This window comes from Pseudomonas putida, from assembly GCF_002906855.1.
Lineage (GTDB): Bacteria > Pseudomonadota > Gammaproteobacteria > Pseudomonadales > Pseudomonadaceae > Aquipseudomonas > Aquipseudomonas putida_N.
On record NZ_MINI01000028.1, the window covers coordinates 993,848 to 1,017,153 of the forward strand.

The 23,306-nt window shown below is 61.2% G+C and carries 21 protein-coding genes and 1 pseudogene; 8 read left to right on the plus strand and 14 right to left on the minus strand.

Translation table 11 applies throughout. The annotated features are described in order from the left end of the window. Positions 1 to 76: 76 nt before the first annotated feature. Positions 77 to 451: a low affinity iron permease family protein gene (locus BGP85_RS04920; protein WP_103447406.1), complete on the plus strand. Its 375-nt coding sequence runs from the start codon at positions 77 to 79 to the stop codon at positions 449 to 451. 23 nt (positions 452 to 474) lie between these two features. Continuing rightward, positions 475 to 1,026, plus strand: a complete 552-nt coding sequence (locus tag BGP85_RS04925; protein ID WP_103447405.1) for an ATP-dependent Clp protease proteolytic subunit — start codon at positions 475 to 477, stop codon at positions 1,024 to 1,026. Between the two features lie 36 nt (positions 1,027 to 1,062). Here the strand turns inward: BGP85_RS04925 and BGP85_RS04930 are convergent, their stop codons facing one another. After that, positions 1,063 to 4,836 carry a CheR family methyltransferase gene (locus BGP85_RS04930; RefSeq protein WP_103447404.1) on the minus strand — a complete coding sequence of 1,258 codons (3,774 nt, stop codon included), beginning with the start codon at positions 4,834 to 4,836 and terminating at the stop codon, positions 1,063 to 1,065. Between the two features lie 311 nt (positions 4,837 to 5,147). Between BGP85_RS04930 and BGP85_RS04935 the strand changes: the two genes are divergently transcribed. Both BGP85_RS04935 and BGP85_RS04940 read left to right on the plus strand, forming a co-directional pair. Continuing rightward, entirely contained in the window at positions 5,148 to 5,363 is a 216-nt protein-coding gene (locus tag BGP85_RS04935) for a con-10 family general stress protein (RefSeq protein ID WP_103447403.1), read from the plus strand. A gap of 195 nt (positions 5,364 to 5,558) precedes the next feature. After that, on the plus strand, positions 5,559 to 5,828 hold the full coding sequence (locus tag BGP85_RS04940; protein ID WP_103447402.1) for a DUF6555 family protein: 270 nt from the start codon (positions 5,559 to 5,561) through the stop codon (positions 5,826 to 5,828). Between the two features lie 4 nt (positions 5,829 to 5,832). On the opposite strand, the gene BGP85_RS28840 is transcribed toward BGP85_RS04940, so the two are convergent. Next, positions 5,833 to 6,003 (minus strand): hypothetical protein, encoded by a 171-nt coding sequence (locus tag BGP85_RS28840; protein ID WP_181004523.1) that lies wholly within the window; start codon positions 6,001 to 6,003, stop codon positions 5,833 to 5,835. A 149-nt stretch (positions 6,004 to 6,152) separates the two neighbouring features. Next, the gene (locus tag BGP85_RS04945) at positions 6,153 to 6,767 is read right to left on the minus strand and encodes a LuxR C-terminal-related transcriptional regulator (RefSeq protein ID WP_103447401.1); all 615 of its coding nucleotides are present in this window, start codon (positions 6,765 to 6,767) and stop codon (positions 6,153 to 6,155) included. Positions 6,768 to 6,883: 116 nt separating this feature from the next. On the opposite strand from BGP85_RS04945, the gene BGP85_RS04950 reads away from it, so the two are divergent. Beyond that, complete coding sequence (locus BGP85_RS04950; protein WP_103447400.1) at positions 6,884 to 8,545, plus strand: ATP-binding response regulator; 1,662 nt, start codon at positions 6,884 to 6,886, stop codon at positions 8,543 to 8,545. Here BGP85_RS04950 and BGP85_RS04955 read toward each other — a convergent pair. The 11 genes and pseudogenes from BGP85_RS04955 to BGP85_RS05005 form a co-directional block, all read right to left on the minus strand. Beyond that, positions 8,532 to 8,831, minus strand: coding sequence for a hypothetical protein (locus BGP85_RS04955; protein WP_103447399.1), 300 nt, complete (start codon positions 8,829 to 8,831; stop codon positions 8,532 to 8,534). The two genes, BGP85_RS04950 and BGP85_RS04955, sit on opposite strands and share 14 nt — an antisense overlap. 214 nt (positions 8,832 to 9,045) lie before the next feature. Beyond that, positions 9,046 to 11,097, minus strand: coding sequence for a phenylacetic acid degradation bifunctional protein PaaZ (paaZ, locus tag BGP85_RS04960; protein ID WP_103447398.1), 2,052 nt, complete (start codon positions 11,095 to 11,097; stop codon positions 9,046 to 9,048). A gap of 24 nt (positions 11,098 to 11,121) precedes the next feature. Then, positions 11,122 to 12,354 carry an OprD family porin gene (locus BGP85_RS04965; RefSeq protein WP_103447397.1) on the minus strand — a complete coding sequence of 411 codons (1,233 nt, stop codon included), beginning with the start codon at positions 12,352 to 12,354 and terminating at the stop codon, positions 11,122 to 11,124. Positions 12,355 to 12,381: 27 nt separating this feature from the next. After that, positions 12,382 to 13,365, minus strand: a pseudogene (locus tag BGP85_RS04970) (sodium:solute symporter family transporter); the annotation flags it as partial. A gap of 33 nt (positions 13,366 to 13,398) precedes the next feature. After that, the gene (locus BGP85_RS04975; RefSeq protein ID WP_010921731.1) at positions 13,399 to 16,365 is read right to left on the minus strand and encodes a Tn3-like element TnAs1 family transposase; all 2,967 of its coding nucleotides are present in this window, start codon (positions 16,363 to 16,365) and stop codon (positions 13,399 to 13,401) included. 3 nt (positions 16,366 to 16,368) lie between these two features. Continuing rightward, complete coding sequence (locus BGP85_RS04980) at positions 16,369 to 16,929, minus strand: recombinase family protein (protein ID WP_010921730.1); 561 nt, start codon at positions 16,927 to 16,929, stop codon at positions 16,369 to 16,371. Positions 16,930 to 17,214: 285 nt separating this feature from the next. Further along, positions 17,215 to 17,781, minus strand: a complete 567-nt coding sequence (locus BGP85_RS04985) for an OsmC family protein (RefSeq protein ID WP_004574805.1) — start codon at positions 17,779 to 17,781, stop codon at positions 17,215 to 17,217. Between the two features lie 14 nt (positions 17,782 to 17,795). Continuing rightward, the gene (locus tag BGP85_RS04990) at positions 17,796 to 18,572 is read right to left on the minus strand and encodes an SDR family NAD(P)-dependent oxidoreductase (protein ID WP_004574804.1); all 777 of its coding nucleotides are present in this window, start codon (positions 18,570 to 18,572) and stop codon (positions 17,796 to 17,798) included. 59 nt (positions 18,573 to 18,631) lie between these two features. Then, positions 18,632 to 19,216 carry a TetR/AcrR family transcriptional regulator gene (locus BGP85_RS04995; RefSeq protein WP_004574803.1) on the minus strand — a complete coding sequence of 195 codons (585 nt, stop codon included), beginning with the start codon at positions 19,214 to 19,216 and terminating at the stop codon, positions 18,632 to 18,634. After that, positions 19,213 to 19,893, minus strand: coding sequence for a cupin domain-containing protein (locus BGP85_RS05000; RefSeq protein ID WP_004574802.1), 681 nt, complete (start codon positions 19,891 to 19,893; stop codon positions 19,213 to 19,215). Before BGP85_RS05000 ends, BGP85_RS04995 begins: the two co-directional genes overlap by 4 nt. Before the next feature lie 36 nt (positions 19,894 to 19,929). Further along, positions 19,930 to 20,361: a LexA family protein gene (locus tag BGP85_RS05005; RefSeq protein ID WP_232881378.1), complete on the minus strand. Its 432-nt coding sequence runs from the start codon at positions 20,359 to 20,361 to the stop codon at positions 19,930 to 19,932. Between the two features lie 106 nt (positions 20,362 to 20,467). On the opposite strand from BGP85_RS05005, the gene BGP85_RS05010 reads away from it, so the two are divergent. The 3 genes from BGP85_RS05010 to BGP85_RS05020 are packed head-to-tail and all read left to right on the plus strand — an operon-like array spanning position 20,468 to position 23,285. Next, on the plus strand, positions 20,468 to 21,154 hold the full coding sequence (locus BGP85_RS05010) for an SOS response-associated peptidase family protein (RefSeq protein ID WP_028692962.1): 687 nt from the start codon (positions 20,468 to 20,470) through the stop codon (positions 21,152 to 21,154). A 57-nt stretch (positions 21,155 to 21,211) separates the two neighbouring features. Next, positions 21,212 to 22,000: a hypothetical protein gene (locus tag BGP85_RS05015; protein ID WP_081011201.1), complete on the plus strand. Its 789-nt coding sequence runs from the start codon at positions 21,212 to 21,214 to the stop codon at positions 21,998 to 22,000. Next, a complete protein-coding gene (locus BGP85_RS05020; protein WP_028692963.1) occupies positions 21,945 to 23,285 on the plus strand; it encodes a hypothetical protein in 1,341 nt (446 codons plus the stop codon). Before BGP85_RS05015 ends, BGP85_RS05020 begins: the two co-directional genes overlap by 56 nt. The last annotated feature ends 21 nt before the right edge of the window (positions 23,286 to 23,306 follow it).

Genomic DNA, 23,306 nt, shown 5'->3' on the forward strand with positions numbered 1-23,306 from the left:
TGCAAGCCGGAGTTGAACTTTGCCGGCGCCAGCGATTCCACCGCATAGCGGATATGCAACGCAGGAGATCGTCGGAATGAAATTCGATCGCTTCTGTCAGTGGCTGGCGAACTGGAGCGGACGGCCGATGGCGTTCGGCGTCGCCTTCCTGTTGATTGTGGTATGGGGCATCACCGGGCCGTTGTTCGATTTCAACGACACCTGGCAACTGGTGATCAACACCTCGACCACCATCATCACCTTCCTGATGGTGTTTCTGATCCAGAACACCCAGAACCGCGATAACGATGAACTGCATATCAAGATTGACGAGTTGCTGCGCACCACTCAAAAGGCGCATAAGGCACTGCTAGACCTGGAGGACATGGACCCGGCCGAGCTGCATGCCTTGCGCAAGCAGTACCAGCAGATGGCCGAGCGCGGCGACGACAGGCAGAAACCGAAGGAATGACCTGCCAGAGACAGGAGGCAAGCATGGCCAGACATATCATCCACTTCACCGGGCCGATCAATTCATCCACCTGCGGCAACCTCATCAACACCTGCTCGCGCGCCATGCAGCAAGGCGCCGACGTGCTGCAGCTGAACATCGCCACCATGGGCGGCGAGTGCAGCTATGGTTTCACCTTGTACAACTTCCTGAGGGCGCTGCCGATCAGCGTGCACACCCATAACCTCGGCACCGTCGAGTCCATGGGCAATATCCTGTTTCTGGCGGGCGAGCACCGCACGGCATGCAGCTACAGCAAGTTCCTGTTCCATCCGTTCCACTGGACGCTGCACGGTTCGGTGGACCATGCGCGCATGGCGGAATATGCCATGAGCCTGGACTACGACTTGCGCCTGTATGCGCAAATTGTTGCCGAACGTACTGAAGGCAGCCGCGAAGTGCTGGATGTTCCGCGTTACCTGATGGCTTACCCGCGGATCCTCGGCCCCAGCGAGGCGCTGGAAAGCGGGATGATACATGCCATCGATGAGCTGCCGATCGAAGCCGAAAGCACCCAGTGGAGTGTGCACGCCTGAATTGCCAGCGATGGGCCGCAAGGCGGCCCCAGCCTTTCAGTAAGGCACTGAACCGCTCAGGACCTCGATCGCCTCGACCAGTTCGTCATATCCTACTGGCTTGCTCAGGTGTCGATCGAAGCCGTACTGGCGCGACTTGTACTGGTCGGCGCTAGCACCGTAACCGGTCAGGGCGATCGCCGGGATGTTGCGCAGATGAGCATGGCCACGCAGGGCCCTGATCAGCGCGTGACCGTCCATGCCCGGCATGCCGATGTCTGAGATGATCACGTCATAGTGGCCGTCGGCAGCGGCCGCCAGGGCCTTCAGCGGGTCGCTGTAGGCCATGACTTCGGCGCTCTCCATCTCAAGCAGTTCCTGCATGACCTCGAGGACTTCGGGTGAGTCGTCGACCAGCAAGATGGTGGTGCCTTGCAGCCGTCCCTCGCTGAACGGTTCGGGGCCACCGCCACGCGGTTGCAAACCGGTGTCGCACAGCGGCAGGCGCACGGTGAAGGTGCAGCCCTTGCCCAGCCCTGCCGAGCGGGCCTCGACACTGCCGCCATGGGCTTCGGTGAGCTGGCGCACCAGTGACAGGCCGATGCCCAGACCTTCCCGGCCATGGTTGGCCAACTGAGGCGCCGCCTGGCTGAACAGGTCGAAGATGTGCTCCAGGCTGTCGGGGTTCAGCCCCACGCCCTGGTCGATCACCTGCAGCCGCGCCTGCACCTCGTCGTGGCTCAGCACCAGGCGAATCTCGCTGCCAGGCGGGCTGAACTTCAGCGCATTGTTCAGCAGGTTCCAGATGATCTGCTCCAGGCGCGTGACATCGCCCTCGATCATCAATGGCAGGTCGTCGGCAGGCAACTCCAGGCGCACCTGGCAAGGGTGCTGCTCGCTCAGTACCACGGCATGGATGCCCTGGACAATACTGCCGAGGTCGACCGGCTCGGTCTTGAGCTTGAGCTTGCCGGTGCGAATGCGGGCCACATCCAGCAGGTCATCGATGATCCGCGCCTGGCTGGACACCGCTTCGCGAATGGTCGTCACGGCCTTGCTGGCGGCGCCGATGCCCTTGATCGTAGGCAACCGGCGGAGGATCTCGGCATTGAGCTGAATCAGGTTGAGCGGGTGCTTCAGCTCATGGGACATCACCGCGAAGAACTCGTCCTTCATGTGACTGGAGCTCTGCGATTCTGCCAGCTGCTTGCTCAGCCGCTCTTCACCCAGGCGCACGCGCTCTTCGGCGGCGTGGTTCTTGCTGATGTCGATGAAAGTCAGCACCGTGCCGTCGATCTTCTGCTCGCTGGAGCGGTAGGGCAACAGGCGTGCCAGGTACCAGTGATCGCCGTGGCCGCCTATCTCGCGTTCGATGATGGTTTCGCCCTTGGCCACGGCACGGGCGTCATCGGCCAGGGCCGGGTAGTCGAGGTGGTGGGTGATGTCCAGCAGCGATCGGCCGGTGTCCAGCGGCAGCATATTGAACAGGTCGGTGGCGCGCGGGGTGAACCAGCGAATGTGCAGGTTGCGGTCGACGAACACCGTGGCGATGTCGGTCGAGGCGATCAGGTTGCTCAGGTAGTCGTTGACCTTGTCGGTCTCCTCGACCTTGTTCTTGAGCTCGTAGTTGACGGTGAGCAGCTCCTCGTTGATCGACTGCAGTTCTTCCTTGCTGGTTTCCAGCTCTTCGCTGGCCGAACGCAGTTCTTCGTTGATCGCCTGCATTTCTTCGTTGGAGGCGGTCAGTTCTTCGCTGGAAATTTCCGATTGCTCGATGGTTTCCTGCAGTTGCACGCGCGTTCGCTGCAGTTCGCGTTCCAGGTTGTGCAGCACCATGCTGTCGGTCTGGCGGATGACACCGGGCAGAGGCAACGACGGGTCGGGCGCGCGCTCTTCGAACACCACCAGCAGGCATTCGTTGTCGCTGAGCTCGTCCTTATAGGGTTGCACGGTGATTTCCACTTGCTGCCTGTGCTCACCTTCGCCAAGGTCGACCGGGCGCGAGGTCACGGCCTCGATGCCCTGACGGGCCTGGAACAGCGTACTGCGCAAGGTCAGGCGCAAGGTTGGCAGCACCAGATTGAGCAGGTTGCGGCTCGGCTCGCCGCCGGCCAGTTGCAGGTAACGCCCGAAACCTTCGCTCATGTGCAGGATGTTGCCTTCGCTGTCGACGATCAGGCTGGGCGGCGTACGCCGGGCCAGGGCGCGGTGGTGCACTTCGGCATAGGACGGCTTGCGACCTGGTTTGGCCTTGGCCTGGGTGCCCTGGGCGAGGTTGGCCATGCCAGCGGCTGGCAGCTGCCGGCCTGAACTGCGGCCAGCGGGGCTGACGTCGCGGGCGCGGAAAATCCGGTTGCGCTTGTCCACGGGCGTGAACAGCTCATTGGCCACGTCGGCTGATTCCGAGGTGCCAAGGAACAGGTAGCCGCCGCTTCGCAGGGCGAAATGGAACATCCGCAGGATATCCTCCTGCACCTCGCGGTCCAGGTAGATCAGCAGGTTGCGGCAAACAATCAGGTCGATCTGCGAAAACGGCGGGTCGGACAGCAGGTTGTGACGGGCGAACAGAACCTTTTCCCGAACTTCCTTGCGCACCCGGTAATGCTGATCCTCCTTCATGAAGAACTGGCGCAGGCGGGTGGGCGGCACGTCGGTGACGATTGCTTCTGGATAAGAACCCGTGCGGGCAATGCCGATGGCGCGCTCGTCCAGATCGGTGGCGAACACCTGCACCTTGCTGGCACGTTGTTCCAGCGCCAATTGCTCGCTGACCAGCATGGCCAGGCTGTAGGCCTCTTCGCCCGTGGAACAGCCGGCCGACCAGACGCGGATCTCGCGATTGTCCTCGCCTTCGCTGACCAGTTGCGGCAGTACATGACGCTCCAGCGATTCGAACGCCTCACGGTCGCGGAAGAAGTTGGTGACGCCGATCAGCATGTCGCCCAGCAAGGCCGTGGCTTCGCTGCTGTGCTGCTCCAGGTGGCGCAGGTAACCGCCCAGGTCGGTCTGCCCGGTCACGTGCAGGCGCCGCTCGATCCGCCGAAGTACGGTGGCGCGCTTGTAATGCTGGAAGTCGTGGCCGGTGGCGCTGCGCAGTTGCAGCAAGATCTCTTCGAGCAAAGGCTCTGCGGCCTGGGCATCGCCGGCCCGGGTGCCCAGCGGCGGTGGCAGGGTATCGTCCTCGATTTCCGGCAGCTTCACCTGGCGTGCGGTACGCCACAGCTCCATGAGCTTTTGCGGCATTTCTGCAGCCGGCAGCACCAGGTCGACCATGCCGGTTTCGATTGCGGCGCGTGGCATGCTGTCGTACTGCGCGTCGTCCGGGGTCTGCACCAGAGTCACGCCACCTTGTTCCTTGATCCGCGACAGGCCCACCGCGCCATCGGCGCCAGTACCCGAGAGCACCACGCAGAAGGCGTGGTCCTTGTGCACGTCGGCGAGGTCGCGGAAGAACAGGTCGATGGCCACGTGGTCGCCACGCCGGCGATTGGCCGGGGTGACCCTCAAGTAGCCGTCATTGGTGGAGAGGCGGTTGGCCGGGGAGATCACGTAGACGTGGTTGCGTTCGATCGGTACGGGCTCGGTGACCTGGCGCACCGGCATCGAGGTGGCCTCCTGGATGATCCGGTCGGCCACGCTCTGGTGATCGGGCGACAGGTGCAGCACCACCACGAAGGCCATGCCGCAATCACCAGGCATCTGCTGGAAGAAGGTGCGGATGGCCTCCAGCCCGCCGGCCGAGGCGCCGATGCCGACCACCGGGAAATCCAGATGGCTCGGGCTCAGCGCTGGGTTTTGCGGCGATGCGGGTTGCTCAGGGGACGACGTCATGGAGTTGCCTTGTGCAGACCTGAATGTTGGCCCTTCGACGCATCGCCGGGCAGCTGAACGAGCATTATAGGCCGCTCGTCGGCTCTGCTGCGAGGCATTGCAGGGACGGGGCCGCTTGAAGTTGTGACCGCTGCACTGCAAAAAAATTGCCTTGCCAATACATGCCGCACAAGCATTTGCAGCAAGAACCTTTCGCGCCACCGGTCAGCCGCATACATTCCGATTGAGCAGACCCGCCCATCGCCGGTTCGGAACTAAGGCATGGCACCGTTTCATGCGCCCAACCTATCCGTATCGCAAGGAGAAACGACATGGCTGGTGATCAACAACGGACCGGACAACGTGGCGGCACCAAGGAAACCAACCCAGGCAATTTCGCCAACGATCGTGAACGCGCCTCCCGTGCCGGCCACAAAGGCGGCCAGGCATCTGGCGGCAACTTCGCCAATGATCGGCAACGGGCATCGGAGGCTGGCCGCAAGGGCGGGCAGAACAGCCACGGCGGGGGGCGCCCGCATCAGCAATAGCGGCGTTCGCTGAGGCCCGCCAGCGCGCCTGGCGGGCTACCTACCACAGTCGGACCGGGGGACGATGACGATATCCTCTTGAGAGTGATCGCCACCGCCATCTGCTCTGCTGAAGGGTTCGACAATCTTTTTGAATCTTTCCCGGGCGGCATCACTCAATGAAGAAGTCATCCATGGAGAAAGGAGGGCGGCGTGATGCCGAGTCCGCAGCTTTACATTATCGATTACCTGCTGCACGGCGAGCCGCGCAGCTTCATCATCCGGCTCGAGAAGATCGATAACGCCGAGGCGTGGCACTGGGCAAGTTGTGATGCAGGGATCGGTATCATCCCCAAATTCGGGCGAGAGAAGATCAGGAAGGTGAGCCGACCGATGGCTGAGCGCTACGGGATAACCGCGGTGAGTTGGCGCGAATCAGGTGGCAAGCCCAGCCGGGCAGTCAGCGACTCCAGTGTGACCAGCTAGTGCCTCATGCACCGGACTCGGGGTCGCTGGCAGGCACCCCTGGGCGGTTCTGATCGTCATCGGTCAGGTTCGGGTCGGTATCCGGGTCATCTGCCCGGTCATCACGTTGGTCAGGGGCCAGCTCTGGCCAGTCGTCCTGGGCGCTGCCTCCGCCCATGTGCAGTCGTATGTTCATTTTGGCGCCCTCGTTCATGGAAAAGGGCCCACCGGGGGTGGGCCTGGCACAGGAGTGAGAGGCAAAGCCATTGGCCACCCCTCATTGATTGAGAGTGGCGGCCACACTGGCCTGATCAGTCCAGACGCAGGCGACACTGACCAACGGTATCAGGTACCGCTGTACTTGACCGCCGCTGCGGTGCGGGTGGTGACATTGAGCGCCTTGAGCAACGACGACACGTGAATGCGCACGGTAAACGGCGAGATGTCCAAGGCGCGGGCGATTTCCTTGTTGGTCTTGCCCTGGGCGATCAGGCGCAGCACCTCGTGTTGGCGGTGGGTAAGCTGTTCCACCTCGCTGGCGCTGCCAAGGCTCGGCAACAACCCTGAAGGGCTGTACCTGACCAGTAGTTCGCCGTCACGGATGGCCAGGATCGCCGCGCCGAGCTCGTCAGGGGCGACGCTCTTGCCAATGAAGCCATCGACCCCACTGGCCATGACATGCTCGATCAGCGCCGGGTCGTCGACCATCGACACGATGATCAGGGTGGTACGACGCAACAGCTGGCGCAGTTCGGCCAGCCGCTCGATGCAGTCGAGCCCCGGGAAGCGCAGGTCGAGAATCAGTGTGTCCGGTGCTTCGCCCTGGCGGGCCAGCGCCAACACCTGTTGCAGGTCGCCAGCCTCTTCGATCTGCGCCTGCGGCAAAACCCTTTGCACGGTGCGGACCATCGCTTCCCTGAACAATGGATGGTCGTCCGCTACGATGATGCGGCACGTCACGTCCTGACACTCCCTGTGAACGGCGGTTCTTCCGACCATGCTAAGTTAGCACTCGACAACGGCAAGCGCTGCGCCAAGCGGGCGTTTATGCGACCCCGTGCACAAGGACGTCGACCATGGACTACAACAAGAACAACGAACTCGACCAGGCCAACCTGCGCGTCATCGTCGCCAGTTGCGCGCTGGTCTACATCACCGTGCTGGGTTTCCTGCCGGGTGAATCGATCGACAGCTACCTGCCGGTGATCTACTACATCATCAGCTTCATCGTGCTGTCGATCGGCCTGCGCCAAGCCATCGCCCGCTGGCCGGGGCATTACCCGTGGCGGCGGGTGCTGGGCATCGTGCACGACTACACCGGCACCTGCTTCGGCCTGGTGCTTGGCGGCGAAGCGGCGCTGCCGCTGTATGCAGTGATGGTCTGGGTCAACCTGGGCAACGGCATGCGCTTCGGTACCCGCTACCTGGCCATCGCCACGGTGCTGGCGCTGACCGCGCTGGTGGCGGTGTACCAGCTCAACCCTTACTGGCAGGCCAACCCGTTCATGGTGCTGATGCTGCTCACCACCAGTACGGTCATCCCGCTCTACGCCCATATGCTGCTGGAGCGCACGCGCAAGGCCTCGGAGCTGGCGATGGCCGCCACCCGGGAGAAATCGCGCTTCCTGGCCCAGGCCAGCCACGACCTGCGCCAACCGATCCACTCCATCGGCCTGTTCACCGCCTGCCTGCGCGAAGCGCCGCTGGCCGAGCAGGAACGGCGCCTGGTGGACAGCATCGACCGCTCGCTGCTCAACGTGTCGCAGCTGTTCCGCTCGATCCTCGACCTGTACACGCTGGACAATGGCCGGGTGCAACCGAAGTGCGAGGCCTTTGCGTTGCATGAGTTTCTTGCCGAACTGCTGCGCCAGAACGCCGAGGCGGCGCGCTGGGCGGGCGTCGAGATGCGCTTGCGCCCTTGTGCGCACTGGACCCACGCTGACCGCGGCATGCTTGCCACCATGGTGCAGAACGTGCTGTCCAACAGCTTCAAGTACGCCGCCCAGCGGCCGCTGCTGATCGGCGTGCGGCGTCAGGGTGAAGCGCTGGCCATCGTGGTCTATGACCAGGGGCGCGGAATCGAGGAGGTGCATCAGGGCTTGGTCTTCGAAGAGTTTTACCGGGTGCGCCAGGTGCGTGACAAGGACGTCGAAGGGGTTGGCCTGGGCCTGTCGATCGTCAAGCGCCTGGGGCATTTGATGGGTTTGCAGGTGCAACTGCGTTCTCGCGTAGGCCATGGTACGGCCGTTAGCCTGCAGGGCTTGCCGCGGCTGGCCGCACAGCCAGTGCCCCAACGTAGCGAACAGCGCGTGTTGCCGGATGCCATGCTCGGCGGCCTGAAGGTGTGCCTGGTGGAGGATGATCACAACGTATTGCGTGCGACCTCGGCACTGCTGCAGCGTTGGGGCTGCGAAGTTGAAGCGCATGGTTCACCCATGGGATTGGTCAGCCATTGTGACGTGATCGTCGCCGACTACGATCTTGGCCAGGAGGCCACCGGGGTCGATTGCATCGACAGCTTGCGGGCGCAGCGGGGCTGGGAACTGCCGGCCTTGATCATGACCGGGCATGACCTGGAGAAGATCCAGGCAATTGTGCAGGGGCGCAATATCGCAATCCTGTCCAAGCCGGTGCGCCCGGCGGAATTGCGCGCGGCCCTGCGGGCCTTGCGCGAGGTGCCGGCGGCTCCGGAGCTGGAGCGCGGCGCCGGGGGCGGCGGCAGCATCACTGCAAGATGATCGCCTGGCCTTCCTTCAGGCAGGACGGGGTGGGCTCATACAGGCCCATGCTACCGACCGCAACGATGGCTCCGCTGGGCATCTGGCAGTTGTATTCGCCCTTGGCGGTGGTAACGGTGTAGTAGGTGAGGGTGCTGTCGTTGCGCACGTTGGCGACCTTGGTAACCGGGGTGTTGAGCGCGAACTCGGCGCGCTCCTTGAGGGTTTGGTCGGAGGGTTTGATGGTCTGACAGCCGGCGACGGTGAACAGGACGGCAGCGCTCAGCAGGAGCTTGGCGGATTTCATGGTGGAGGCTTCCTTGGCGTGGGGTGTGGCGGATGGCCGGACTATAGCGCCGAGGAGCGGGCAGGGCATTAGGGCGGATGTACGAGGTGGCTATGTGCCTTTATGTGGCGCCTGTGCGGGCCTCTTCGCGGGACAAGCCCGCTCCTACAGGAGATCACAATCGTTGTAGGAGCGGGCTTGTCCCGCGAAGAGGCCCGCACAGGCAACCCATCTATCAGGCCTTCTTCAGCACCAGCGTCAGGATGTCGTAACTGGCTACTAGCTCACCCAGCTGGTTGGTCACCTCCACATCCCACGCGACAACGCCTTGCGGCTGCCCCAGCGGGCTGGTCTTGCCCTGGTCGATCTTGCGCTTGCAGGTCAGCCTCGCCTGGATGGTGTCGCCAATCCCGACCGGGTTGATGAAGCGCAGGGTGTCCAGCCCGTAGTTGGCCAGTACCGGCCCGGCGCCTGGCGAGACGAACAGCCCGGCCGCAGCGGAGAGCACGAAGTAGCCATGGGCGATGCGCTTGCCAAACTGCGATTCCTTGGCCGCGATCTCGTCGAAGTGCATGTAGAAATGGTCGCCGGACAGGCAACCGAAGTTGACCAGGTCGGCTTCGGTCACGGTGCGACGGTGGGTCAGCAGCGATTCACCGATACGCAGGTCGTCGAAGTAGCGGCGGAACGGATGCACTTCGGTTTCGATCACTTCGGCGCCGCGCACGTACTCGCCGGTAACGGCGGTCAGCATGCTGGGCGAACCCTGCACTGCGGCGCGTTGCAGGTAGTGCTTGACCGCCCGCAGGCCGCCGAGCTCCTCGCCACCCCCGGCGCGGCCCGGGCCGCCGTGCTTGAGCTGCGGCAGCGGCGAGCCGTGGCCGGTGGATTCCTTGGCTGCTTCACTGTCGAGCACCAGCAGGCGCCCGTGCCAGGCGGCGGCTACCGGGATGGCCTTGGCGGCGACGGCGCGGTCGGCGGTGACCAGGGTCGCCACCAGGCTGCCTTTGCCGCGTGCAGCCAGGGCCAACGCTTCATCCAGGTCGTCATAGGCCATCAACGTGCTGACCGGGCCGAACGCCTCGATGTCATGGGCGCCGCCCTCGGCATGCGGGTCGCGGGCCTGGAGCAGGGTCGGGGCGAAGAACGCGCCTTCGCCAACGCCCTCACCTCGCGGGGCAAAGCCATCGCTGGCACCGAACAGCTGGTCACAGCTCTGCAGCAGGCTGCGCACACGCTCGCCGACGTCGCGTTGCTGGTCATGGGAGGCCAAAGCCCCCATGCGCACGCCTTCCACCGATGGGTCACCGACCACGACCTTGCTCAGGCGCTCGCGCAGGCGGCTAGCCACCGCATCGACGTGCTTGGCCGGGACGATGGCGCGGCGGATGGCGGTGCACTTCTGACCGGCCTTAGTGGTCATTTCCCGCACCACTTCCTTGATGTACAGCTCGAACTCTTGGCTGTCCGGGCTGACATCCGGGCCGAGGATGGCGCAGTTGAGCGAATCGGCCTCGGCGGTGAACGGTACCGAGTTGCGGATCAGATTGGGCGTGACGCGCAGTTTCGCGGCAGTGTCGGCGGAGCCGGTGAAGGTCACCACATCCTGGCCCTGCAGACGGTCGAGCAGGTCGCCGGTGCTGCCGATCACCAGCTGCAGGCTACCTGCTGGCAGCAGCCCGGAGTCGTTCATCAGGCGCACCACGGCCTCGGTCAGGTAGCTGGTCGAGGTGGCCGGCTTGACGATGCACGGCATGCCGGCCAGGAAGGTCGGCGCGAATTTCTCCAGCATGCCCCAGATCGGGAAGTTGAAGGCGTTGATGTGCACAGCCACGCCGGCGCGCGGCACCAGGATATGGCTACCGGCGAAGTGTCCCTGCTTGCCCAGCGGGATCGCCGGCCCTTCATGCACCAGATTGCCCGACGGCAGTTCGCGGCTGCCGATGCCGGCGTAGCTGAACAGCGTGGCATTGCCGCCCTCGATGTCGATCCAGCTGTCGGCGCGGGTTGCACCGCTGTGGTGGGACAAGGCGTAGAGCTGTTCTTTGCGCTCGGCCAGGTACAGAGCCAGGGCCTTGAGGCGCTGGGCGCGTTGCTGGAAGTCCATGGCCATCAGCTCGGCCAGGCCACGCGCGCGGGCAAAGTTCACGGCTTCGGCGAAATCCGGGCGTTCTTCGTGGCTGTAGGCCAGGACGTGGCCGTCCAGGGCGCTGCGCAGGGCCTGGGCGCCGTGCTGGCCGATCCAGCGGCCAGCAATGAAGCTCTGCAGGGTTGGGGCGTCAGACATGCTGTTTTCCTCTTGTGGGCGCTGTTACCACAGCGCCAGGGTGTAGCCGATGATCAGGCGGTTTTCGTCCACGGCATTGGTCAGGCCATTGCCGGAACGGAAGGTGACGTTGCGCCAGCGTAGGCTGACGTCCTTGAACGGGCCGCTCTGGATGACGTAGGTGAGGTCGGTGTCGCGTTCGCGCTCACGGCCGTTGCTGACCGTGGCGGTTTCGGCATGGTGGCCGTCGGTGTAGCGGGTCATGAAGCTCAGGCCGGGGATGCCCAGGGCGACGAAGTCGTAGTCGTAGCGCAGCTGCCATGAGTCCAGCCCGGCGCGGGTGAAGGTGTTGTAGGTCACCAGGTTGACGGTGAACGGGTCACCGCCGTTGACGAACGGGAACGCACTGTCGCCGGACATCTGCTGCCAGGTGGCGTTGAACTTGTGGGCCCGCACGCCGAGGGTGAACATGGCGTTGAAGTTGCGGTTGTCGATGTTGCCGGCGCGCTCGGCGCCGTCGTTGCGGCTGTCGAAGTAGCGCAGGTCGCTGCGCAGGCTCAGGCCTTCGCCCAGCGGGCGGGTGTCGATCAGGCCGACGAACTGCTGGCGGTAGATGTCTTCAAGCTTGGCGTAGTAATAGCTGACGCTGGTCTGCGGGGTCAGCGCGTAGCTGCCACCACCGAAGTCGAGGTGGTCGCTGGTCACAGCGCCATAGCCCATGTCGTCGCGGCCGGACGAATCGCGCAGGTTGGCCTTGCTCAGGCGCCCGGCGTTGACGGTCAGGCGGTCGATGTCCTGGCTGGTAAGCTGGCCGCCCTGGAAGGTCGAGGCCAGCAGGCGGGTGTCGTTGTACACCACCACCGGCAGGATCGGCTGTAGCGTGCCGAGGCGCAGGGTGCTCTTGGACACGCGCACTTTGCCGGTCAGGCCCAGCTCGCTGTAGTCATCGACCGGCTCATGGCTTTTCGGGCCGAACGGCAGCAGGCCAGTGTTGCGCCGGTCAGGGCTGGAGTCGAGCTTGACGCCCAGCTGGCCCATGGCATCGAGGCCGAAGCCGACCATGCCCTCGGTGAAGCCCGATTCCACTTTTGCAGTAAAGCCCTGGGCCCATTCCTCGGCCTTGGCCTGGGGCGCGTTGCTCTGGCGGAAGTCGCGGTTGATGTAGTGGTTACGCAGTTCCAGCCGTGCGTGGCTGTCGTCGATGAAGTCAGCCAGGGCCGGGAGCGGCAGGGCTAAGGTGGCCAACCAGGCGGCCGATTTCAGGTGCGTGCGGTTCATTGTTGTTATACCCGACAGAGTCAAAGATCAGTGCTTGCTGGCGCCGGCGGCGCCGATACCGGTCATGGAGCGGATGAACTGCGCCAGGTAGCGGCCGCGTTCTTCCTTGGCCCGCTCCGAGCTGTCAGTGACCGAGAACGCCCAGGCGCTGAGGAATGCCAGGCTCATCGAAAACAGCGCCGGGTTGCTGTAGGGGAACAATGCCGTTTCGTTGTGCAGCACGTTGACCCACACCGCAGGGCCGAGCACCACCAGCAGCACGGCCGACACCAGCCCGGCCATGCTGCCGCACACCGCGCCACGGGTGGTCAGGCCCTTCCAGAACATCGAAAGCAGCAGCACCGGGAAGTTGACCGAGGCCGCCACGGCCAGCACCAGGCCAGACAGGAAGGCGATGTTCTGCGACTCGAACACCAGGCCCAGCACCACCGCGAGCAGGCCGATCACCAAGGTGGCGATCCGCGACACGCGCATTTCTTCCTGCTCGGTGGCCTGGCCCTTGCGTACCACGCAGGCATACAGGTCATGGGAAACCGCAGAAGCACCGGACAGCGCCAGGCCTGCGACCACAGCCAGGATGGTGGCGAAGGCCACGGCGGAGATGAAGCCGAGGAACAGGTTGCCGCCCACAGCCTGGGCCAGGTGCACGGCGACCATGTTGCCGCCACCGATGATCGCGCCCGCCGCGTCGCGATACGCAGGCTCGGTACCGACCATGACGATGGCGCCGAAACCGATGACGATCAGCAGCAGGTAGAAGTAGCCGATGAAGCCGGTGGCGTAGAACACGCTCTTGCGCGCTTCCTTGGCGTCGCTGACGGTGAAGAAGCGCATCAGGATATGGGGCAGGCCGGCGGTACCGAACATCATGCCCAGGCCCAGCGAAATTGCATCCACCGGATTCGACAGCAGGCCGCCCGGGGCCATGATCGCCTGGCCCTTGGCATGCACCGCCACGGCGCTGGCGAACATCGCTTCGGTGCTGAAGCCAAAGTGCTTGAGCACCATGAAGGGGGGCTCGCAGAATTCGGAAAAAATCGTACGCTAAGGTTTTCCGGGCATCCGTAGGGGCCGAAACTTCCCGTCTTCCAGTCTGCGGCTCTGCCGCCAGACGTAATCGCCGGTGAGGTTGATGTGCTCCCAGCCCAGCGGCGACAGGAATTGCAGCAGCTCGCCGTCCACCGGCTTGCCGGCCTCGACCAACCCCTGGGTGGCGCGCTCCAGGTACACCGTGTTCCACAGCACGATAGCCGCCGTCACCAGGTTGAGGCCGCTGGCCCGGTAGCGCTGCTGCTCGAAGCTCCGATCCCTGATTTCCCCAAGGCGGTTGAAGAACACCGCCCTGGCCAGCGAGTTGCGCGCCTCACCTTTGTTCAGGCCGGCATGCACGCGGCGGCGCAGCTCAACACTTTGCAGCCAGTCTAGGATGAACAGCGTGCGTTCGATCCGGCCCAGCTCGCGCAGGGCCACGGCCAGGCCGTTCTGGCGCGGATAGCTGCCGAGCTTGCGCAGCATCAGCGAGGCAGTGACGGTGCCCTGTTTGATCGAGCTGGCCAGGCGCAGGATGTCGTCCCAATGGGCGCGGACGTGCTTGATGTTCAGGGTGCCGCCGATCAGCGGCCGCAGCGTCGGGTAGGTCTGCACGCCCTGCGGCACGTACAGCTTGGTTTCGCCGAGGTCGCGGATGCGCGGCGCGAAACGGAAGCCCAGCAGGTGCATCAGGGCGAAGACGTGATCGGTGAAGCCGGCCGTGTCGGTGTAGTGCTCCTCGATCCGCAGGTCGGACTCGTGGTACAGCAGGCCGTCGAGCACATAGGTGGAATCGCGCACGCCGACATTCACCACGCGGGTGCTGAACGGCGCGTACTGGTCGGAGATATGGGTGTAGAACAGCCGTCCCGGCTCACTGCCGTACTTCGGGTTGACGTGTCCGGTGCTCTCGCCCCGGCCGCCAGCCCGGAAACGCTGGCCATCGGAGGATGAGGTGGTGCCGTCGCCCCAGTGGGCGGCGAAGGCATGCTGGTACTGGTGGTTGACCAGCTCGGCCAGGGCCGCCGAATAGGTCTCGTCGCGGATGTGCCAGGCTTGCAGCCAGGACAGCTTGGCGTAGGTCAGACCGGGGCTCGACTCGGCCATCTTGGTCAGCCCGAGGTTGATCGCATCACCGAGGATCGCGGACAGCAGCAACGTCCGGTCTTTGGCCTCGGCCCCGTCCTTCAGGTGGGTGAAGTGGCGGCTGAAGCCCGTCCAGTCGTCCACGTCCATCAGCAGTTCGGTGATCTTGATGCGCGGCAGTAACTGACTGGTCTGGTCGATCAGCGCCTGCGCCCGATCCGGCACCGCCGCATCCAGCGGGGTGATCTTCAACCCGGACTCGGTGAGGATGGCATCGGGCAGCTCGTTGTCCTTGGCCAGGCGGGCGACAGTGGCCAACTGCTCGTCCAGCAGCTGCAAGCGCTCTTCCAGATACTGGTCGCTGTTCGGGTTGATCGCCAGCGGCAGGGCCTGTTCCCGCTTGAGCGCGGCGAACTTCTCGGCCGGCAACAGGTAGTCGTCGAAGTCGCGGAACTGCCGCGAGCCCTTGACCCAGATGTCGCCGGAGCGCAGGGCGTTCTTCAGCTCGGACAGGGCGCAGATTTCGTAGAAGCGCCGGTCGAGGCCTTCCGGGGTGATCACCAGTGGCTTCCAGCGCGGCTTGATGAAGGCGGTGGGAGCATCGGCCGGCACCTTGCGCAGGTTGTCGGCGTTCATCTCGCGCAGCGTCTGCACGGCTGCCAGCACGCCCTGCGCGGCCGGGGCGGCGCGCAGCTCCAATACCTCCAGCAGAGCCGGCGTGTAGCGGCGCAGGGTGGCGAAGTTCTCGCCGACCAGGTGCAGGTGGTCGAAGCCCTCCGGCCGGGCCAGCAGCTCGGCTTCGCTGACGCTCTCGGTGAACTCGTCCCAGGGGATCACCGCCTCGATGGCGGCATAGGGGTCGCTGCCGGCTTCCTTGGCCTCCAGCAGCGCCTGGCCGATCTTGGAGTACAGGCGCACCTTGTCGTTGATCGCCTTGCCCTGCTTCTGGAACTGCTGCTGATGCTTGTGCTTCGCGCCGCTGAACAGCTTGACTAGGATGCGGTCGTGCAGATCCACCAGCTCATCAATCACGGTTGCAGTGCTCTCCAGCACCACGGCGGCCAGGGTCGCATAGCGCCGCTGCGGCTCGAACTTGCCGAGGTCTTTGGGCGTCATCTGCCCACCCTCGCGGGCCAGCTTGAGCAGGCGGTTCTGGTGGATGTGCCGGCCCAGGACTTCGGGCAAGTCCACCAGCTGAAATGTCTTCAGCCGCTCGATGTGCTCAAGCATGTGCCGAGAGTTGGGTTTCAGCGGTGCCTGGCGCAGCCAGGTCAACCAGGTGATGCTGCTGCCGGCCTTGAGCTTCAACAGCTCGTCCAGCTTGGCCCGATGCGAGTCCGTGAGCGGTTCAACCAGGGCGCGGTAGACCCGCCGATTGGCCCGTGCAATGGCCTCCGAGCAAGCCCGGTCGATCACGCTCAACGCCGGCAGGATGCGTCGCTTCTGCCGCAGGCTCTCCAGCGCCTGGCCGGCCAGCAGCAAGCCCTTGTCGGTCTGCTGGGCCAGTTCGGTCAGCTCGCGCACCAGGGCGCGGAAGTCGGACAGGCCGAACGGGGCCAGTTGAAGGTAGGTGCGCAGTTCCTGGGCGTGCTCGCGACGGGTCACATCGCGCTCGCCGTACTTCGTCCAACTCGCCGGATCGGTCTGGACTTGCTTGGCCACCCACAGGATGACCGGTTCGGGCAGCTCGCTGTCAGTGCCCAACGCATAGCCGGGGTAGCGCAGCAGGCAGAGTTGCACGGCGAAGCCGAGGCGGTTGGCGTCGCCGCGCCGCTGACGGATCAGCGACAGGTCGGAGTCGTTGAAGGTGTAGTAGCGGATCAGGTCATCCTGGCTTTCTGGCAACGCGAGCAGGGTGCCCCGCTCCGTGGCCGAGAGGATCAAGCGACGCGGCATGTGTCAGTCGTCCGTGCGGAGGTACTGGTAGAGGGTTTCCCGGCTGATGTTGAACTCGCGGGCAAGCTGCGCCTTGGGCTCGCCGGCCGTCGCTCGCTGCCGCAGGGTAGCAGCCTGCTCATCGGACAGGGCTTTCTTGCGGCCCCGGTACGCGCCACGCTGCTTGGCCAAGGTGATGCCCTCACGCTGCCGCTCGCGGATCAGGGCGCGCTCGAACTCAGCGAAGGCCCCCATCACCGACAGCATCAGGTTGGCCATCGGCGAGTCCTCGCCAGTGAACACCAGGCCCTCCTTCAGGAACTCGATGCGCACGCCGCGTTGAGTCAGCTTCTGTACCAAGCGACGCAGGTCATCGAGGTTGCGGGCCAGCCGGTCCATGCTGTGCACCACCACTGTATCGCCTTCGCGGACGAAGCTCAGCAGCGCTTCGAGCTGGGGGCGCTGGGTGTCCTTGCCCGATGCCTTGTCGGTGAACACCTTGCTCACCTGTGTCTGTTCCAGCTGGCGTTCCGGGTTCTGGTCGAAGCTGCTGACCCGGACGTAGCCGATGCGGTGCCCCTGCACGATGTCTCCTTGGTTGAAGGCGGCTTAAGTGCTCCTTCTGTTCCGTTGTGCCTCAAACCCCGTTTCTGTCAGGCTGAAATCTATGACCTTCGCAGGCATGTGTCAAAAATGCGAAAGATGACTCTATTCTGACTAAGCGGCGCGGCCCTGCCTGACATCCAGTTAGGGTATACCTCAAATTGACACTGCGTATTCCAGAGAACGTGATGACGGAAGGTTGAACCTTCCGTCATAGCGCATCTGGTTTGGCCTCCCGTCAGCCAACCACGGGAAACACTGACTCGATCATTGGAGAATGGTCAGCTTGGCCTTGAGATCAATGGCTCTCGCGAAGTTGTGGTAATTCGGCGATGTTCGCTGCACCTGCGCGTGCAATGCTTTCAGCGCCGCCGAATCCGCCGACGACTCCATTTCGACCTCATACTCGACCTGGTCGTACCCTGGATTGATCCCAGGATCGATTCCAAGAAAACCTCTCAGATCGAGGCTTCCCTTCGTGCGGATAGTCAGCGATTGCAACTCGATGTTCATTGCCGCCGCATTTGCCGCGTAGGTTGCAGTCATGCATGCGTTCAACGCAGCCAGGATCAATTCTTGTGGATTAGCGGCCGTGTCGGTACCGAGCAATTCTGCCGGTTCGTCCGCGTCGATGACAAAGCCGCGCGCCAAGGCCGTGTCACCTAGTACGAGCGGCATGGTTCGCGCACGCGTCCGGGTGCCACCCTCCCAGGTTGTCACGACGCCGAACGTCGCGATGCCTGCGGCGGGCTTTGCTGCGACCTGATCTGCAAACTCACGCAATGCGCCGACGTTGATCCCGTTGCCGGGAGTTCCTTTAATGTTTGTGTTCATTTCTCGTTCCCCCATTATGTGTTACGCCCGGCCATCACGCCGCCGTCAACGTCCCAGATTGCGCCCGTCACCCATGCTGCCTTGTCCGACAACAGGAAGAGGATGACCTCGGCGACGTCTTGTGGCGTCCCAACCCTGCCGATTGGGTGGAAGCTGTTGAATCCCTGTAAGGCGCCATGAACCTCGGCCTTGGGTATGAATCCCTCGTAAATCGGCGTTTCGACAACCGCCGGAGAAACGGCATTGACCCTGATTTGTTTGGATGCCAGCTCCATCGCAAGGTGCTGGGTCAGCGAATGCAAACCTGCTTTTGCCATCGAATACGCGGACGACGGCGTAGCCGCAATCGCCTGCTTGCCCCACATCGAGCCGATGTTCACAATGGCGCCGGGACGCTCGCTGGCCACGAGATTGGCCACGACTTTTTGTGTGATGAAGAAGAACGCTTTATTCAACGTCAAATATTGTTCGTAATCACTTTCCGTGTGCTCAAGAAACGCCTTCGGGAAGAACACCCCAGCCGCGTTGACCAGAAGATTGATGTCCTTGTGGTGTTCATCGATGGTATGCAGGAGTCGCTTCACATCTTCGGCTCGCGAGAGATCGGCAGTCAGGGCGGTCACGGTGCCCAACGACGACAGCGCCTTGCGGGCCTCTTCGGCCTTGTCTTCACGGTGACCGACGATGACGACGCTTCCGCCTTGCTCAAGAACCATGCGGGCAGTTTGCAGTCCCATCCCGCTAGTGCCGCCGATGACCAACAACTTCTTGCCATTAAATTCAGTACTCATAATAATCTCCTTAACTACCAACTAAATGGTAGGGTTGTGTTGCAAAAAAAGTGCCGACCTCAGGTCAACACGGTGGAAAGAAAAGTGTTTCCAACTTCGGCCGGTCCGCGTGACGACCGCATGCCACGGCCCACCATCATCGAGCCTTCCAACGCGCACAAGAATGCCTCTGCGAGAGCCTCTGGGGTGGAATTCGAGGTGATCAGCGCGGCACGCTGACCATCGGCAACGACAAGAGTCAACCAGTCGAGATTGACTTTAAAGAATCGCTCGACCTCGCTCACAACGGCGTCCGGCAGCGAGTCCGACTCGGCACCCAACATGCCGCAGACACAAAGGCGCCGGTCCTTGGCGAAGGTGCGTTCGAAAAGTGCCGCATACGCAGTTAGCCTGTCAGGCGCTTTCGCATGCTGCCCTTCGATGCTCAGCAACTCCTCACGAAACCGGTGCGTGTAGCGCTGTGCGACCACGGCCACGAGTTCACCCTTCTTGGGAAAGTGGTGGTGGATACTTGGTTTTTTGATGCCTACCAACTGGGCCACGTCGTCGTATGAGAAGCCGTTGTAGCCGTGCTGCTGTACCAACCCTTCAGCGGCATCGACCACCCGCTCGGCGGTCGGCGAGATTTCGGAGAAATGCTTCATGCAAGCGCCTCATTTGATTCGGCGACTGGCAGGTGGCCTGTCTTGACCAGGATGGTGCAGCCTGTATTGCTGAAGGGACGGTGAGCACTCAAATGCGGACTGCGCATCCATGTGCCGGTAGGGTAGCTTCCGAACTCATCCTCAAAGACGCCTTCCAACACATAGATTTCTTCACCGCCGTAGTGACGATGCGAATTGAATCGTGTCCCCGGGGCCCAGCGCACCAAAGCCGTATGTTGTGTGTCGAACTCAGAAAGTGGCATCACCGACAGACCCGGCACGAGGCCTGGAAACCAGGGGCCGTTACGGGTGTCGACCACGGTGCGTTGGCTGTCGGCTAGATCAAGATGGCGCAGCTTGACGAACAACGTGCAACCCGTCGCGGAGCTCGGTGCATGCGAAGAACCTGGTGGATTCTTGATGTAAGTCCCAGGCCCGAAGGTCCCGGATTCGTCGCTGAATTCGCCGTCCAGGACCAGAATCTCCTCGCCCAAGTCGTGCTTATGATTTTCAAAAGCGGAGCCCGGCGCGTATCGCACGATCGAGGTGGCACGCGCCACTTCGTCGCCATCACGCTCCAGTAACTGGCGTTGAATCCCGGTCGCTGGCGAATCGACCCACTGTAAGCTTGAAGGCTCGACGACAACACGCTGCGAAAGATCTGAATTGAGTTTCATGGCTTTATTTCATCTACCGACTACTTGGTAGGTAAGTTATAAGATCCCGATTTGTTTGTCAAATAGCTTTCGCCATTTTCTTTCATCCATTGAAAAAACAATGAATTGGTTACAAGAACTCGCGAAGCTTAGCGTACGATTTTTTCCGAATTCTCTATCGTCCCCATAAAGGCGTTTGCAGACGGGCTCGGTGTTGATCGCGGCGATCACGATATCGCCGTGCTCGGCCTCCCTACTGCGGTCTACGATGAGAAGATCGCCCGAGAAGATCCCGGCGCCCTGCATGCTGTCGCCCTCCACCTGCACCAGATACACGTGAGGTGCACGCAGGTCGAACAGCTCGTCGAGGGAGATGTGACGCTCCAGGTGATCCGCCGCTGGCGAAGGGAACCCGGCCGGCACACGGAAGGAGTACACCGGCAGCAGCATAAGGCCGCCCGTCGGCGCGCCCAGGAAGGTGATGGTCATGGCAGATCAACTCAAAAGGATATCTGTATATTTATACAGTAAACTGTCAGAGCGTTCCTACGTCAATGCGCGGATGCCTGGCAGCCGACAAACGAGCGAGGTGGGTATGTGTGGGAGGTACTCGATCTACGAGAGCATGGACGACTACCTGCGGCAGTTGGCCCTCGATCTGGTGGTCATCAACGGATATGACCATGAGCGGATCAACCGTTACAACGTGGCGCCTTCTACTCGCGTGGAGGTGATAAGGCCCGCCCCGGGAGGACTGAACGTCGATCGGGTGAAGTGGGGATGGTCGCCTTTCTGGGCGAAGGGGAAGAGGGTCGACCCGATCAATGCGCGGGCCGAGACGGTGATGACAGGGAAGTTCTTCAAGTCGCTTTGGCCGAATGGCCGAGCCTTGGCGCCGGCCAATGGGTGGTTCGAGTGGATACCCGATGTTGCAGATCCGAAGCGCAAGCAGCCTTACTACATCCAAGCGGCGGACGGTAGGTCATTGTTTTTCGCGGCGTTGGCCGAGGTTCATCCAGGGCTGGAACCAGATGAACGCAGTGGCTTCGTTATCGTGACTGCTGCGGCTGATGAAGGTTTGGTGGATATCCATGATCGTAAGCCGTTAGTGCTTACTCCTGAGCTTGCCCGAGAATGGATTGATCCAGGCATAACAACTGAACGGCTGGCAGAAATAGTCCAAACAGGCTGCCGGCATAGTACCGACTTTCAATGGTTCCCAGTGAGCAAACAGGTCGGGAATGTTCGCAATCAGGGGCCGGAGCTGATAAAACCGGTTTAACCGTTTTGGGTAAAGTCGGACAAAATACACATATCTGTAAATATGCAAGGTGATCGATTGAAAATAAAGGTTGGTAGGGTCCGCGATTACTTGGTTGCCACACTGGAAAATACCCAGGCTCACGCAAATGAAGCCCCTGAGCTCATGCATTTGATTGCTGAGATGGATGATATTTTTCACGATGAGATTTTCTCTATTCCGCTCTCACAAGAGCCGACAGCAAACTTGCTTATGATAAATGCATATACCATGCTTCTGGCTGGGATTAGAGAGGCCTTGTCTGGGCATGTTGTTTGCGTTTTTCCAATAGTTAGAGCTGCGTTAGAGTCTGCCTGTTACGCTTATCTCATAGCAAATGACGCTACCAAGGCTGATGTTTGGCTTGAAAGACATTCGTCGGATAATGCTGTAAAGAGGTGTCGGAATGTATTTACTGCTAAAAAAGCTGTGGATATTTTAAAGTGCAGTGATCCGGTGATGGCCGATTATGTCTGGGGGTATTACGAGGCCTCAATAGATTTTGGTGCGCACCCTAACACCAAGTCTGTGATTGGTCATCTGTCTGACTCCGGGTCGGTTGGAGAAGGTTTGCATGGGTTTGAGCTTACTAGCGTGTACGGAGAAAATAGCTGGCAAGTCAACCACGCCTTGTTTGTCTGCGTTGAGGCAGGGCAGGCCATCGCGTATTTAATAGCGGCCTCAATCGCAAATCACCCTTTGATTCACGAGCGTAGTACAGTATTCCAAGGCTGGGTAGATGCCAAAAATCGGATGGTTGAGGAGCTAACTGGTGAAGCTTGCGATCGCAGTACGCCAGTCTATTCTTCCGTTAGCCCGCCGCTTTGACTACATCGAAGAGGTTGCTATGCTGAATATAAGTGAGAATGCATTCAGGGATTATATATTCAATAACCATAGAGAAGATTTTTCCTCTTTGATTGCAGGGCGGAGGGAGCCGGTGGAGTGGTACGGCGAAGAATTTCCACCGCTTCATTTCTTGCTACGCCGAAAGGTTGAACGTGCCATAAATGAAATTCTGGATCAGCTGGAAGAATTGGTCTTAACGGCTAAGGAGCTACGGCTTGAAAAAAATGGTCCTCATCCGACTCGCGTGGATCTTTTTGGGTGCTCAGAGTCTACGGGCATCACTATCATCGAGTTGAAAAAGTCGCAGCAAACCGAACGCCAAGCTTTTACTGAACTCTTAGCCTATGCAAATCACTTCTGCTCGATATTTCCTGGAGTTAACGAGACGGCAATCACCACTGTGTTGGTTGCGCCGATGGAGACCAGAACGGTAAAGGATGCATACGTTCAAGAGCTATTGCTGAATAAGAAGAACATTGTATCTCTTATTCCTTCTTGTCAGGATGGGCGCTATTGTCTTAATGTATTTTACCCTGATGAGAATTACTACAAATGGTTCGAGAATAACGTATTCAATGATCACTCCATGACCTGTGTGACCATGTCGTTTCCGCTGATTAAAGGCTGGATAGACTCTGAATATAGCGAGCCTCCGCAGTACGCAAAAGATGCGCTGAATCAAATAAGCAACTCTATTGCGCAGGTTTTAGAGTCCAAAGGGTTCCATTCTATAGTTTATGCCTCTCAGAAGTGGAGCGAGATCGCGGGTCTATTCCCCTATCCTAATATGATTGTTGTGGCGGCAATGAATCCATTTTCTTCGGTGAGAACGTATGCTGAGGATGATGAGATAGGGGGAAGATCTGCACCCGGGAGGCTGACTGAAGTTCAGTTAATTTATAACCAGCTAACCAAAGACGGTCAGCGCTTTAACTGGCTTGAGACGATGGAAAGTGACTTTACCGGTCGTTTGATTCGAGCCGTCCGCGATCAGCTGGAGTTCTGCCTTCTGAATGATTCGCGATCAATACATGTCGAAACTGGACTGCCGGATTGGTATGGGTTCAAGACGAGTATGGTGGATGCGGTATTTACACACAATTTGGAGGCGCATACTACTGGGCTCTTGAGGGAAGTGTATACTGAATATGTTTGTTATCTATATGAAACTGGCCAACAAGAAGTGATGTTTGGTTATCAGATGTTAACTCCGTTTCTCGCAGTGTGGGAGATTTGTCGTGGCTTCGGTTACGAATCGGAGTAATAGCATTCAGGGAAAAAGGCC